The 13,772-nt window shown below is 52.7% G+C and carries 14 protein-coding genes; 10 read left to right on the forward strand and 4 right to left on the reverse strand.

Translation table 11 applies throughout. From position 1 onward, the window contains the following. Positions 1–333: 333 nt before the first annotated feature. A complete protein-coding gene (locus AB1690_12725; protein MEW6016167.1) occupies positions 334–1,674 on the forward strand; it encodes a terminase family protein in 1,341 nt (446 codons plus the stop codon). A 374-nt stretch (positions 1,675–2,048) separates the two neighbouring features. On the opposite strand, the gene AB1690_12730 is transcribed toward AB1690_12725, so the two are convergent. Next, a complete protein-coding gene (locus AB1690_12730; protein MEW6016168.1) occupies positions 2,049–3,677 on the reverse strand; it encodes a leucine-rich repeat domain-containing protein in 1,629 nt (542 codons plus the stop codon). Between the two features lie 121 nt (positions 3,678–3,798). Then, positions 3,799–4,326, reverse strand: a complete 528-nt coding sequence (locus AB1690_12735) for a DinB family protein (GenBank protein ID MEW6016169.1) — start codon at positions 4,324–4,326, stop codon at positions 3,799–3,801. Positions 4,327–4,478: 152 nt separating this feature from the next. Between AB1690_12735 and AB1690_12740 the strand changes: the two genes are divergently transcribed. Then, positions 4,479–5,057, forward strand: coding sequence for a DinB family protein (locus AB1690_12740; GenBank protein ID MEW6016170.1), 579 nt, complete (start codon positions 4,479–4,481; stop codon positions 5,055–5,057). Positions 5,058–5,509: 452 nt separating this feature from the next. Here AB1690_12740 and AB1690_12745 read toward each other — a convergent pair whose 3' ends face one another. Together AB1690_12745 and AB1690_12750 are read right to left on the reverse strand one after the other, a co-directional pair. Continuing rightward, entirely contained in the window at positions 5,510–5,959 is a 450-nt protein-coding gene (locus AB1690_12745; GenBank protein MEW6016171.1) for a (4Fe-4S)-binding protein, read from the reverse strand. 15 nt (positions 5,960–5,974) lie between these two features. Further along, positions 5,975–6,487 carry a VOC family protein gene (locus tag AB1690_12750; GenBank protein ID MEW6016172.1) on the reverse strand — a complete coding sequence of 171 codons (513 nt, stop codon included), beginning with the start codon at positions 6,485–6,487 and terminating at the stop codon, positions 5,975–5,977. Positions 6,488–7,052: 565 nt separating this feature from the next. Between AB1690_12750 and AB1690_12755 the strand changes: the two genes are divergently transcribed. The 8 genes from AB1690_12755 to AB1690_12790 all read left to right on the forward strand — a co-directional run. Then, positions 7,053–8,867, forward strand: a complete 1,815-nt coding sequence (locus AB1690_12755; GenBank protein MEW6016173.1) for a hypothetical protein — start codon at positions 7,053–7,055, stop codon at positions 8,865–8,867. Then, a complete protein-coding gene (locus tag AB1690_12760) occupies positions 8,857–9,162 on the forward strand; it encodes a hypothetical protein (protein ID MEW6016174.1) in 306 nt (101 codons plus the stop codon). Before AB1690_12755 ends, AB1690_12760 begins: the two co-directional genes overlap by 11 nt. Beyond that, a complete protein-coding gene (locus tag AB1690_12765; protein MEW6016175.1) occupies positions 9,159–9,572 on the forward strand; it encodes a hypothetical protein in 414 nt (137 codons plus the stop codon). Before AB1690_12760 ends, AB1690_12765 begins: the two co-directional genes overlap by 4 nt. Before the next feature lie 54 nt (positions 9,573–9,626). Then, the gene (locus AB1690_12770; GenBank protein ID MEW6016176.1) at positions 9,627–10,049 is read left to right on the forward strand and encodes a hypothetical protein; all 423 of its coding nucleotides are present in this window, start codon (positions 9,627–9,629) and stop codon (positions 10,047–10,049) included. 14 nt (positions 10,050–10,063) lie between these two features. Continuing rightward, the gene (locus AB1690_12775; protein MEW6016177.1) at positions 10,064–11,167 is read left to right on the forward strand and encodes a hypothetical protein; all 1,104 of its coding nucleotides are present in this window, start codon (positions 10,064–10,066) and stop codon (positions 11,165–11,167) included. 56 nt (positions 11,168–11,223) lie between these two features. Continuing rightward, positions 11,224–12,636, forward strand: a complete 1,413-nt coding sequence (locus tag AB1690_12780; protein ID MEW6016178.1) for a hypothetical protein — start codon at positions 11,224–11,226, stop codon at positions 12,634–12,636. 3 nt (positions 12,637–12,639) lie between these two features. Next, entirely contained in the window at positions 12,640–13,431 is a 792-nt protein-coding gene (locus AB1690_12785; protein MEW6016179.1) for a hypothetical protein, read from the forward strand. Positions 13,432–13,438: 7 nt separating this feature from the next. Beyond that, positions 13,439–13,772, forward strand: a 334-nt coding sequence (locus AB1690_12790; GenBank protein ID MEW6016180.1) for a hypothetical protein, incomplete at its 3' end; no start/stop codon positions are given.

Raw genomic sequence — 13,772 nt, forward strand, 5'->3', positions numbered from 1 at the left:
GGCGGAGGGTCTGCTTTGAAGTTTGCGTCAGATCTCATTCCGACTGGAGTCGGAATTAGGATCTGACGCAACGACCAAAATTCTCATTCCGAGAGGAGTCGGAGTTAAAATCTGACGCAACGACTGAAGTACTTGCTCCGACAGGAGTTAGGATTTGACGCAACAACTGAAATTCCCATTCCGACTGGAGTCGGAATTAGGATCTGACGCAACGACTAAAGTACTTACTCCGACCGGAGTCGGGATTAGGATATAGCGCGACGGTCAAAGGCATGTCCAGACAAGGGGCGACTTATCAAATTCGGGAGGGAGACTATCATAACATCATCCGCTTTGGAAACCGACTGGCGGCGGGCGGTGGGCGATATTCCGTTTTTTGCCGAGAAATTTCTGAATCTGGGACTGCATCCGGGGCAGAGAAGATGGCTGGAGAGAAGCGACCGGATGGAGAATCTTCTGGTCACCGGCAACCGCTGGGGGAAATCGTTTGTCTCGGCGGTGAAGATTGTCCATCACGCTCTCTTCCGGATTCGCAACCTGAAATATGACCGCGCCCTGCGGTACCGTATTGTTACCGCCAGCCTGACTCTCGACCAGGCGCGAATAATTTTCGATACGGTAGCACGCCTGTTCCAGGAACAATTCATAATCAAGAACCTGATTCGGCGGATGGTGGTGACACCGTATCCCCGCCTTTACCTCGGCAACGGCGCCATAATCGAAGCCCGCTCTACGCAACGTCAGGGAGAATATCTGCTGGGGAACGATTACGACTATTTTGTCTATGACGAGGTGGCGTATGATGATGACGCCGAGTATGTCGTCAATAATGTCATAAAGATGCGTCTGGCTGACCGGATGGGAAAGCTCGACCTGGTTTCGACCCCAAACGGCAAGAACTGGTTTTACCGGAAGATGCTGGAGTTGAAGGAGCGGCGTGACGACGGCTATGTTCAGGGGGGCGATTCGCGCGAGAACAGTTTTATCTCCGGCGAATATCTTCGGATGCAGACAAAATACCTCAGCGACCATCGGGTGGCGCAGAACATTATGGGGCAGTTTGTCGATAGCGGCGCGGAGATTATACCGGGAAAGTATATCGATGCGGCGTTAATTCCCGATGATAAGGGGGATGAGTCTTCATCCGACGGCAGGGAATCCTTCTATATCACCGGCTGGGATTTGGCGCGCAAGAAAACGGCGACGGTGGGGATAACGGTGCAGGTTCAAAACGGTATTGTTACGGTCGTTGATTTGGAGCGAATCCGGAAATGGGATTGGAATATTATTCTGGAACAGATACGGAAGCAGCAAAAAAAATACCCGGGGCGGATACTGGTTGATGCCACCGGTTTGGGGGATGTGGTGGTTTCGCAGATTAGTGAATTAAATCCGACCGCAATCATTATGACACCCAAGACCAAAGCGGAGCTTATGACCAATCTGGAACTGTTTCACAGTATGGAGAAAATCCGATACCATCGCTGGGAGTTGCCGGATTCCGCCGGGGCGGACAGCGGTAGCGGACGGGTCTGGTCGCTGGAGGATGAGTTGCGGGAAGCAAGGTGGGATTCGGCGGAGACCGGCGACGCCCTGGTGGCGCTGGCGTTGGCGCTCTGGCCGCTGCATGAGCGGGAGGTGCCGATGATTAAGCCGCGGGTGGGGAAGGGGTGACAGGGGGGGGACGATTTATTGTCCGGGTCAATCGACCATGAATGGTCGATTATGGCAGGAGCGCAGGGCTCCTGCCCTACCTGCTTGACGATGCCTTTCTGAAAGACTGCTGGGCTGGTTTTCTTTGGTTTTTGGACTTTGCTGTGCCGTCAGGAATCCTTTCCTGACGGAAATTTCGAAAGACCGTGACAAGGTATGCATCCCCGCCGATGGCGAGGATCCCAAGGTGTCAGGAAAGATTCCTGACACCGCATTTGATAAATCACTCTTAGTCTTTAATCCCCTGATGTCGAAACCTATAAAGGATTTCGACCTGCTCGGCTGGCGCTGTCAGTCCCGTTATGGGGCGGGGTGCAGGACGGCAGTTTCAATTCCTACAACCAGCTCACTGTTACCCCGCGGTCGCGGAGGGTTTGAATCATATCAATCGATTCTTGCGTCAGCGGATTGCCGGTAAGATAGACCTCATCCCCTGCTCCCAGTCCGCTGTTATTCACCAGCGGCGTGATATCGGTAATCTGGTTGTTCATTATCGCCAGCCGCGCCAGATTGGTCAATCCCGCCAGCGCCGATATATCATCCACCTGGTTATTGTAAAACTGCAGGTCAACCAGCCCGGTCATTCCGGAAAGAGCGCTGATATCAGAAATCTGATTATAGGAAAAATATAAGTATTTCAGTTTGGTCAGAGCGGTCAGGTCTTCAATGGTTTCGATTTCATTCATGGTCAGATGGAGCGTCTCCAGTTCGGTAAGCGCCGCCAGTGATGTGACTTCAATGATATCATTGGAGCGCAGGTCGAGAACGGTCAGCCCGGTAAGGCCGGATAGAGCCGAGATTTCGACAATATGGTTGTTCTGAAGCGAAAGGAATTGTAGGCTGCCCAGTCCCCCCAGCCCGGAAATATCATTGAGTTGATTGTTGTTCAGAGAAAGATATCCAAGCGATGTGAGATTGCTCAATGATGGTATGACGACAGCATCATTGTCATTCAGTTTCAGGCTGAGAAGCGCCGTCAGTCCGGAGACCGGCGCGATATCGACTATTTCATTCAAGTCCAGAAAGAGAACTTCCAGTTTTGTCATCCCGGCCAGGGGCGATATGCTTACGATATGGTTCTGGCTGAGGTCGAGCGCTCGCAGTGAGTCTTTTCCACTGAGGGCCGAGATGTCGCTGATATTATTGAGAAGGAGGTTAAGGTCTCTCAGTTTGGTCATATTGCTCAATGCCGTGATGTTGCTTATGGAATTATCGTGCAGGTAGAGGGTAGTCAGTTCGGTCATGCCGGCAAGGGGGGAGATATCGGCAAGAGCATTGTGTCCCATCTGGAGAGAGACCATCCTGGTCAGCGGCGCCAGCGGCGTAAGCGACGCCGGGCGGTTGTTCCAGAACAGCATCGTATGCAGATTGAGGCAATGCTCAAGCCCGGTGAGGTCGGCGATGAGACGATTATTGCAATCGAGGAAATATACATTCAACAGGTCGGTGCGGTAAATGGGACCGTCCGGTTTGACTAAGACCGAGCGAAGCATCACCTCCAGCATCGAATCAGGGATATCGACCACGTAGTTGTCAAAGCAGATGCCATAGGCGCAGTTGGAAATCCAGGACCAGTTTTCATCCTTGTCGCCGGAGTTGAGAGCGAAGTAATAGGTGGAATCTTCCATCAAGCCGGTAACCGTAATAGAGTCCCTGGCGCCGGCCGGGCCGGGAAGCGGCTCGCCGTCCAGTTTGTAGGCGGAATCGAAATTGAGATAAGTGATTTCCTCCATGGCGACCCGCATATCATATTCGGCGGCGCGGCCAGAGGGGTCGTCATCGGAGGGCGCCGTCCAGGTCAGTTTAATGGAGTTGGGGGTCACTTCGCTGACGGTCAAGTCGGTGATATTGGAGGGGGGATTCCCCTCATCATCCTGGTCAACCCCGCCGCCCCCTTTGGAGCAGGAAATGACGAAGACTGTTAAAGCGAACAATAAAAAGCGCTTAAGAAATTTGCCTAACATAGATTCTCCCGGAGCAGGTAAGAGCAACTGTAACGTATGAATAATATAGCGGTTGCCGGGCGGAAGGCAAACGGAATTCCTGTTGCCGGCTGATTGGTGTTCGTCAGGGGCCCGGATTTGATTATTTCGATGTCAAAATCGGCAGGAACTCAATCCAGGGACCGACCTCTTCTTTATACTGCTTTGCCATAACCCGGGCAATCTGCGCCAGATGAGCCAGGTCATGCGCTACCCAGGTCGATAAGAGTTGCCGCAAAGTCACCTTGCCGAACTTGGGATGGATTCCTTCGAAAGCAAGCATTTGCTCATTGATTTTCCTGGAGAGAAGAGTCCTGATACTCTTTTTTCTTTCTTCTTTGAATTCTGCCAGAAGCATCTCCAGCGATTTTCCCTTGCTTTCATCAAATTGCGCGAAACGGTCAAAGGGGGTAAACCGTTTGTCCGGCATATCGCTAAGGATTATCTCCATCCGCGCTATCCAGTCGGTCCGCTCGCCATGCAGAAAATGCCCGACTATGTCGTACGGCGACCAGGAATCGCCCCCTTCGTTAACGCCCGTCCATTCCTCGGAGAGTCCCGAGAGCATGACTTCCAGAACGCCCGGAGTTCGTTGCAGTATCTCTATTGATTTCTCAAGTTCAAAAGGCATAAGTAAAACCTCGGTTTCCTGATTTGACTGTCTCAAAAATTTACGCAGTCAATATCACTTTGATTCAAAAATCTGACACTGCGCCATTTGAAATTCCGTATATGCATAATATATATTGGACACCAGTTTCACAATTAACAGAGGGTATTCTTATGCGGGAAATTAAATTGGAATTTCCGTCGGGATACGACCAGAAGACACAGGCGATAGTGGGACTTTTTGCGGCGCAATTCGACGATATGTTGCGGCGGCTGAAAAAAGTGGTGGAAGAGCTGGAAGTGCGACATCTGGAGTGGCAGCCTGCTCCGGGAATGAACACGGTCGGGATGCTTCTGGCGCACCTGGCGTTGACCGAGGTATGGTGGATAAATATCGCCGCCAGGGAGATACCGAGCCGTCCGGACGGTCAGAAAATTCTCGATGAGCTGTTCGGCATCCCGAATTTTGATGATGGACTCCCTCTGGCAGCTGAGGGGAAACATCCCGAAGTATTAACGGGATTGACGCTATCCGACTATATCCGGTATCTGGATATCGCCCGACAGAAAGTTCATTCCGAATTGCGCGGATGGAAAGATTTGCAACTGCAGGAATCCTTCAAAATGCCGGATGCGAGTATTACCCGCGAATGGACCTTGTACCATGTTCTGGAGCATTTTGCCAGTCATTACGGACAGGTGCAGATGCTGAAACATCTGATGCGGAATGCCGGGGTGCTGGAGAAGAAGTAAGAGATTGTTCGATGGCGTTTGTTGTGTCAGGAAATCCGCCGAGGCGGACTGATACCGCCTTTGAGTGGCGTTTCAATGGCAGTGTCAGAAATAGTGGCAGGTCACAATTTCGCTCTATAAGAGCAACGAAATCACGTGCTTCGCACCTGGTTGCGCGAAATCAAGACCTGCCGCAACTTTGAATGGCGATTCATGTGTCAGGAAATCCGCCGAGACGGACCGACACCGCCTTTGAGGGGCGTTTCAATGGCAGAGGCAGGAAGAGCGGCAGGTCACAATTTCGCTCTATAAGAGCAACGAAATCACGTGCTTCGCACCTGGCAGCGCGAAATCAAGACCTGCCGCAACTTTGAAAATCTTCCAAGCCTTATGCGCATCGCGTGGCGCCAGTGGCGGTTTTGTCAATCTGGAGTTATAGTGTCGGGCCGTGCAGCCAATTAATGACCGTTGTGTTAATCCGTGGTCCGGAAATTGATTTTCTTATGGCTGCCGTCGCAGAAAGGGCGATTCTGTGTATGCCCGCAGCGGCAGAGGGAGAAGCGGTTCCCCTCCTTTATCACGGCGCCGTTGGCGGCGACAATCTTGACCGGTCCTTCCACGAAAAGCGGACCGTTGGGGCGTTCCGTAATTTTTACAACTTCAGTCTTTGACTCCGATGGAGCGCTGTCGGGACGCTCATAGGTCAATGCCCCGGTCGGGCAGGTCATTACCACCTCCGCGATTTTATCGGCATCGGCCGCATTTATAGAAATCCAGGGGCGGGCGGAGAGGTTGAACACCTGCGGTAATCCCCGCAGGCAGTTGCCGGTATGAATGCAAAGCCGCGGCTCCCAGCGGACGACAATACGGTCATTGCGGTACTCTTTCGAAACTCCCGATTTCATCCGTTCTTCATCATTCATTCTGATATCCCATGATTACTGCTTTTCCGTTTCCCTATATTCCGCAATCAAACCATCAATGTCAAGCGGATGAGTATATAGAATTGTATCTCCTTTGGGACCGCGGGGCCATTCTTCGCGGGGGCGGTCGATATATAATTCGATGCCGTTTTCATCCGGGTCTCGCAGATAAATGGCTTCGCTTACGCCATGGTCAGCGGCGCCTTCGATAGGCCAGTTATGACGCTGCAACCTGAGGATAGCCCGGGTAAGTTCCTTGCGGCTTGGCAGCAAAATCGCAAAATGATACAGCCCGGTCGACCCGCGCGGTGGAGGCGAACCGCCCTGGGACTCCCAGATGTTCAGTCCGATTTGGTGATGATAACCGCCGGCTGAAAGGAAGGCAGCGCTCTGTCCCATACGCGCCGTTACCTCGAACCCGAGCACTTCGGTGTAGAATCTTACCGAGCGCTCAAGGTCGGATACTTTGAGATGCACATGTCCTATTCTGGTTTCAGCCGCGATAGGAAGGTTAATCTTGTCATCCATATCCGCCTCGTTTTTGATATCACGCCTGCTTCTTCAATTTATCGACCCGGCATATCAGATAAAAAGCCTAATGTAACAAGCAGTACGCCGCAATAAAAGTTACGTCTCATAATATACGGCTTCCGGGGGGAATGGAATTCCAAAAAATGGAAGCAGGGTCTCATGCTCGAAGACCCTGCTTTAAGTAAGTCCTAAGGTGGGAATTTATTAAAACGGCTGGATGGCGCCGTAGAGGTCGTTAAAAGTGATACAAAGGGTGGCAACAAATACTACCGCGGCGACAATCCATTTGAAAGGGAACCGTTTCTTAGCGCGATACATTACCATATTATCATCTCCATTCTTTTCTGTTTCCAAGGACTCTTTGAGCAAGGGGTATGCCGAAAGCCGCAGAATCTCTCCTCCCGCGTAACTCGTTGAGATTCAATGAATGTATTCTTCAGGCTCTGCCCGGCGGTTTCATCGGTTGCCGTTCAGGTTGAACCTGGTTGCATACGATTCTCAGCAAAAACGTTAACAATCCGCTGGTGACGATGCCGCGGGGTGAACTATTAAGGGAGGTAAAATGGACAACTTAATAGGGCGTCTCACCGCCGAACTGGCGGAAAAGGATGCGGAAATTCCGGAAACTCTGCTGGAGAAGATAAATCGAAACATTGCGCCACCGGAGAGGGTGACGGCAGAGATGGTCCATATCCGGGCAATGTATATAGTTTCGGACCGTGTCAACAGTTTCGGCGGCTGCTTTCCGGTGGAAGAGCATGAGAAGCTGGCAGCGCTCCTGATTGATTCGCCGGTTCTGGTGGGGCATCGCAAAGATTCGCTTCCTATAGCCCGAAATTTCCATGCCGAGCGAACCGCGCGCGGTAACGCCAACTGGATAAAAGTCTATTTCTATTGGCTCAAGGATTCCGCCGACGGGGAAGAGATTCGGAAAAATATCGATGGCGGTATCTATAAAGAATGCTCCATCAGCTTCATTTTCGGTCTCCCGGAATGTTCCATCTGCGGAAATGATATGCGGGATTGCCGTCACCAGCCCTTCGCCGAATATGAAACCGGCGGTGTCAAAAAGGTCGCTCATTTCAACTACCGCAAGATTGAAAAAGTGTTGGAGACGTCATTGGTTTACCGCGGCTCGGTCGAGAATACATCGCTGACCAACGAGTTGGCATTTACAAAGCACGTCGCGGGAGAGCTCGAGAATCCAGACCGCCATAGACTGCAGCCGCTTCAGAAGCTCTGGGATATCACGAAAGTTCCTCCCGATGAGCGGTATCTGGCGCTGCCGGCATATGAGTCGCTCAAAGCGCATCTTTATAAGAGAAGTGGCGCATTAAGTGTGACTTATCCTGATGGCACGCCGCTTGACTCGGAGCTTCTGGTACAATTTCTCAACCGGTTGAAACTCCCCACCTCAGATTTTGCGGTCGAGGTCTCCCTTATCGGATATCGCGGCAAGGAGAGACAGTTGGCAGCCGATGTTGCTTCCTATCTGGTCGGCGGACATTCACCGGTGCGGCGTCTCGAGATGAAAGTATTCGATATCCTGGAGGAAGGGAGCGATAATGTTGCCTCAGAAGATGGGGCGCATCGTCGGAAACGGCTGGAGAGGTTATTTTCGCGGTTAACCGCGCTGCTGGCGCCGGCGACCGCAGTCAGTTACTCGGAGCTGTCGCAGGTAGTTGATAAAATAGCCACTCGCTGCGGAGTTGAAATCTATTCGGCGAACGGTTCAGAGCGATTTCTCTTCACGTACAGGCGAAGCGCCCGGTTCAAGGTTGCCGCATTGGAGCAGTTTTCTCGAGGTTTTCGCTACCGTCTGAGCGGAGTCTCTCAAGGTCAGACGTTGCCGGTAAATAATATTATCTGCTCCACTCATCGTTTGGCAATCGGCGACATCTGCGAAATAGAGACCGCCGGTGTAAACCTCAACGGTGATTCCATTGAGCTGAAACATCCCCGAATAACCGCCCTCGCGGCTGCCGGCAGCGGGCCGGATGAATTGCGCCTGATTGCATCTGAGAGCGAATTACGCCGCCGCTATACGGTCACCCCCATTTCCGGCAACAGAACTCTGATTGATTTCCGCCAGACAGATGGACCGCTTCTCCTCTCTCATTGCTCCCCCGACCAAGTTCAGCAGGGGGGATGGCTCTTGGCCGACAGATATGATAATAATTCCCGCTCCGTTACGGAATCAGGTCATAATGGGACTATTCTTTCGCGAGAGCGTTACGGCGAGGGGTACCGGTTTTCTCTGGAGGGGTATTTAAAAGGTAATTTCATCCTCCGGCCGGTCCGGATTAAAGGGATGCGGAAATTTCTATTTTACCGCCGGGAGGAGGGAAGGTGGGGTGATATCCGGAATGAAATCTGAAAGTGCTCGTTCATTGCTGCTGGTGTTCCTGAGCAAACCGCTTTTCAGTTTTGTGATGGCGCTTCTGGGGATGTCGGCCGCCTACTTCACCACCATCGGAAATATCAAAGTAGCCCTGGCGGAAAAAGCGGAGATAGTCCTGGTGGAGGCGATCGATAAGAGGCTGGAACGGCTGGAGGTTTTAATCGCGGAGGGGACTATCAGGAAAGATGAATTCTATCAATTCAAAGCCGACATCACTTCGCGCCTTACCCGGATTGAATTCTATCTGTCGGAACAAAGGAGAGAAAGGTGAAAGAAGTTATAATCGAGAGCGGGAAATTGAAGAAGCTGGCGGCGGATATCTTATCGGAGTCGCTTTCCGAACTCAATCTTGATACGCTGGCGGAAGCGCTCTCGGCGGCCGCGGCGCAACTTGAAGAGACGGCGCAACTGCGCCAGGACTGCCGGCTTCTCAAAGAAGAATACCGCGCGCGGATTCTCGGCATGCTCAAAGCGATTATCGCCTGCAGACCGGATGATGATTCCGCCATTCTGGCGAGCCATCTGTCCGGCGATATCGAGCAGTTCTGCGCCGAGCAGCTTATCCGGCAGTACCACCGCGTCGCCGCCCGCTTCCGAAACTGTTTTCCCGCCAGTTTCCGATATCTCAATTTCGGCAGGGGAGCAGATTCCGGCAAGCGGTGGGAAGAGCATAAGATCTAAACCGGGGCAGGGCATTCTTCGCCCCGACAAACTCAAGAAATCAAGGAGAAAACAATGGGAATAAGAGACCAGAATCTCGAAACAGTGGCGCCGGTTCTGGCAAGTTTCAGCCTATCACAGACCGGCGGGGTCGATGATTTGAAAGATGCCGATATCGGCAAGGCGGTGACGTTGACTGCCAATTTCACCGTCGGACCGTGCAGTAGCGGCTCCACCCTTTTGGGAAAACTGATAGCGCTTACGTTGACTGACGCCGATGACGGCAAACGGGTGGCAACGGTGCAGGTCGGCGGCATATGCCGTCTTCCAATATCAGCCACCTATCCGGTGGTCGGCAATCGGGTAGTCGGCGGCGCCGGCGGCACAGTCCGTCAGGCGCCCGTTCTCACCGGTTATGACCCGGCCGGCGGCAATATCGCCCGCGGCACCGTGCTTGAAGTCAACGGCACCACCGACTGCACTATACTTCTTAACTGAGGGAGGAGATTCAGATGACCTTCAATAGATTTGTTCAGACTTTCGGCCGTCAGGCGGAAAACGACGACCTGGCAACGCGAGAATTGAACGGTTCGGTCGATTTAAGCCGAACCGCCGAAATCAAAATCGACCGCGATACTTATCTGGAAGCGGAAGGACGAGGTATGACCGTAAGCGAGCTTCTCGAAACGGCCGAGTATGACCCGTCACCTTCCGGTTCTCCACTGGATGCTTTTGAGCGGCAGCTGGCTCTTGCCGGAATCCGCCTCGGCGGCAACAAGGCGACCACGGTAGAGCAGTTTTATCAGATGGCGCCGTCGCTGATGCCGGAATTTATTCTCCGTGAAATCAAAAAGGGACAGGCGATGCGTCCGGAACTGAATAGCCTTATTGCCGGCTCGACTACTGTCGCCAACAACCGTTACACCCCCATTCATATCGACACCGCTTCCACCGGAAGATTGTCCCTTCGGCCAATCGGGGAAGGTAGCGAGATTCCGCAGATTCTGGTAACGGAGCAGAATCATTCCATCACGGTCCCGGAGTATGGGCTCGGTCTTAAAACCAGTTACAAGGCTCTCCGCTATCGGACCACAGCGCAGTTCCGGGTGCTGCTCTGGTATATCGGGTTCAAACTGCAGACCGACAAAATCGCCCTTATCACCGACTGCCTGATAAACGGCGACGGCAACAGCAATCCGGCGCGGGTGGTGAATGCCGCCGTCTCCGGAACGCTCAATTACGACGACCTGGTCACTCTCTGGGCGGAGTTTGCGCCGTTTGAAATGAACACCATTGTTTGCCATGTCGGCAGACTGAAAGCGATTCTGACCATGGATGAATTCAAAGACCCCCTGGCCGGCTTTCGCTTCCAGAACAAAGGCGAAATCTTCAGTCCCCTGGGAGCGACCCTGGTTCGATGCGATGATGTTCCGTCTGACCTCCTTATCGGGCTTGATTCCCGTTTTGCGGTGGAAGAGGTCATAACGCAGCCTTTGATGGTAGAGTACGATAAAATCATCGAGCAGCGGTTTGAAGAGGCGGTTATCTCCGAATCGGTGGCATACGCTAAAGTGATAAACGAAGCGGCGGTGGTTCTCGATACGGTTTTCTCTTAATCGATGGTGAGCCAGAGCAGGCGCCGTTATGGGCGCCTGCTTCTTAAAGGAGCCAGATGAAAAAATATCTGTCAAACAGCGATGCTTCGTACCCACTCGGTATCGCTGCCGGCAAGAAACTTCTCAAGGTAAAATCGGGCGAATATGCCGGACGGCGAGTCGCCCTGTTTCAGAGCGGCGCCGGAGAAATAAAATTGACATACGCCGACTATCCCTATGTTGATTGGAGCAGCCCGAGCGCAGTCATAAGCGATGGCGCCGATTCTCCGTTCGACGCCGTTATCGATAGCGGCGGCAAAATCTACCTGGTATATTCGCTCGCCGCAACAAATAATCTGGTATTGAGAAAGTTGTCGTTGGCCGATGGTCTCTGGTCGGTCGGTTCGCTTAACACCATTTATGATGGTGACGACAATTTCTACCCCTCGATAATTATGGAGCCATCAGGACGGCTCTGGAGTTCCTGGAGCCGCCTGGCGGCGGGGAGTTACTACATCAATGTCAAGTTCTCCGATGATGACGGGGTCAACTGGCCTAATGGAAGCTCCAGCGCCGGGACATCACTGACCGGTGCCGAATACAGCGCCTTTTCGAAACTGATATTTTGCAATAATTATCTCTATGCCATATATACCCGGGGCGGCGCGGCGATGGCGTACTGCCGGAAACATATTTCTGCCGGGACCTGGGAAACCGAGCTGCTGATTGCCTCCGGTTCGGCGCTGGACGAACATTTTGACGCGGCCGTCTCTGAAAACGGAAGAATCGGCATCCTCTTTGACGATAATCGGGTCCGCTTCCGCGAATACGACGGCGTTATCTGGAGCGGCATTGTCGAAATCGACAGCAACAGCGGGGAATTTCCGCAGGTGGCGTATTCTGGAAATGAGCCGTCTCTGCTTTATCTTTCAGCTTATGGCTCATCTCAGAAGAGAATCCTCTTCAGTCGTCGCAGCAATAACCTTTTCTCAAATCCGGCCGTTCTTGACCGCCGCAAGGATGCTCTCTCTCGTTTGCTCTGTTATTCGTCGTCATCAGGGACATACCAGGACCTGACCGCTGCCGCCGCCAGCGATACTACCGGCGATATCTTTCATACGACCACCGGCGCCATGCTCAAGGAGAGCGGCGACGCCCTTTATTTCGGAATGGATGAGAAATTCAATTTCCTCAATTTGCGTCTTTCCCAATCCGGTTCCGGCGGCGGGGCGCTCTGGCAGTATTTCGACGGCGCCGACTGGCAGAGTTTCAGTCCCGCCGGCGGTCTGTTCGACTTTTCTCTCTCTGACAAAGAACTGCTTCTCTGGGAAGATTATCTTTCTATCCCTCTCGGCTGGCAGAAGAAAACAGTCAATGGCGCGGAAAAATTCTGGGTGCGGGTGGTGGTCAATGTGCCCTATGCAACCGGACCGGTCGGCTCCCAGATTACTTCTATCACCGAAGTGCAAAGCCTCATCCTGGCGGAGTGATTTATGTCGTACACAAACAGCGAACTGGTAAAAAAACATTTTGTCTTTCCTGAAACCCTTGGGCTTCGCCAACGGGAGATGTCGGTCATTATGGAAGGAACCGACTGGAGGGAGCTTCCCGGAGGCGGTATTGTTCCCGAAAATCTTAAAGTCAGAGCGCTGCGAGATTACCAGCCGGTAAAGGAAGATTTTCCTTTGACTGAAACCGGTCAGGCGCTGGTTTATGCCGATATTGTCTCTGGTTCCCTTACGGTCGCCGGCGACAGTTCCCTCGGAAGTATCTACCGTGAAAATATCGACTACTACTTTGATTATATCGATAGCCGTCTCAAGCGACTGCCGGGCGGTCTTATAAGCGAAGGGGCTGTGGTCGCAGTCTGGTACTTTCGCTATCACCTTTATCTTGAAGGAACCGATTATGCCGTCGATTATCAGCGAGGGCGAATCCGACGTCTTGCCGGCGGGAGTATCGGCTCCGGGCAGAAAGTTTTTGTCGACTATGATATTCCGCTCGATTTCCTGAGCGATTCGGTCTATGCGCAGGCGGCGGCCGAAGCTTCGAGCATTATTGAAAGAGAGATTGACGTCAGCCGCTCTTTTGGAGCTAATGAAGCGCTCCAGACCGCGGCTACTTTCCTTGCGGCATCGCTGGTTTGTCGCATCGCCGCCGTCAACGGCAATTCCGCCCGCGCCGACTGGGTAAAACTCGCCGAGAGCTATCGCAACGACTACGAGAACTTGCTCAAGCCGTTTCGCTCACCGGCGACGCGGCTCAATCCCCCCACCCATACTTGAGGAGAATATGCGCACGCTCGATTACTTGAGAGGACACAGAATCTGGTTTGTGCCGAGTTTTTCAGTCTGGGGCGAAAGCGACGCGGTCGAGCTTTTCTATCTTGGTCTGGAAGAAATTGAGGGCGACAAACGGGTCAGTTTCGGCTCCACCACACTCGGAGGCAGGGCACAGGATGTTCTTTATTCCGACCTGGTAGATTTTCGCGGCAATAGACTGCCGTCGGTCCTAAACTCCCCGAAAATCATTATCCGAGCGCAGTCACCCTGGAACGGATTCATAGTAAACCAGGAGTCAAACAGCGGCTTTCGAATTGCCCGGGACAGTGCGGCATCGGGTCCAA

This window comes from Candidatus Zixiibacteriota bacterium, assembly GCA_040753495.1.
Classification (GTDB): Bacteria; Zixibacteria; MSB-5A5; order GN15; family PGXB01; genus DYGG01.

What these genes read in the sequence shown, in the direction of transcription:
- AB1690_12755 (MEW6016173.1), top strand. Translation starts at nt 7,053, where the DNA reads ATGGACAACTTAATAGGGCGTCTCACCGCCGAACTGGCGGAAAAGGAT.
- AB1690_12730 (MEW6016168.1), bottom strand. Translation starts at nt 3,677, where the DNA reads ATGTTAGGCAAATTTCTTAAGCGCTTTTTATTGTTCGCTTTAACAGTC.
- AB1690_12735 (MEW6016169.1), bottom strand. Translation starts at nt 4,326, where the DNA reads ATGCCTTTTGAACTTGAGAAATCAATAGAGATACTGCAACGAACTCCG.
- AB1690_12780 (MEW6016178.1), top strand. Translation starts at nt 11,224, where the DNA reads ATGAAAAAATATCTGTCAAACAGCGATGCTTCGTACCCACTCGGTATC.
- AB1690_12740 (MEW6016170.1), top strand. Translation starts at nt 4,479, where the DNA reads ATGCGGGAAATTAAATTGGAATTTCCGTCGGGATACGACCAGAAGACA.
- AB1690_12785 (MEW6016179.1), top strand. Translation starts at nt 12,640, where the DNA reads ATGTCGTACACAAACAGCGAACTGGTAAAAAAACATTTTGTCTTTCCT.
- AB1690_12770 (MEW6016176.1), top strand. Translation starts at nt 9,627, where the DNA reads ATGGGAATAAGAGACCAGAATCTCGAAACAGTGGCGCCGGTTCTGGCA.
- AB1690_12760 (MEW6016174.1), top strand. Translation starts at nt 8,857, where the DNA reads ATGAAATCTGAAAGTGCTCGTTCATTGCTGCTGGTGTTCCTGAGCAAA.
- AB1690_12750 (MEW6016172.1), bottom strand. Translation starts at nt 6,487, where the DNA reads ATGGATGACAAGATTAACCTTCCTATCGCGGCTGAAACCAGAATAGGA.
- AB1690_12775 (MEW6016177.1), top strand. Translation starts at nt 10,064, where the DNA reads ATGACCTTCAATAGATTTGTTCAGACTTTCGGCCGTCAGGCGGAAAAC.
- AB1690_12745 (MEW6016171.1), bottom strand. Translation starts at nt 5,959, where the DNA reads ATGAATGATGAAGAACGGATGAAATCGGGAGTTTCGAAAGAGTACCGC.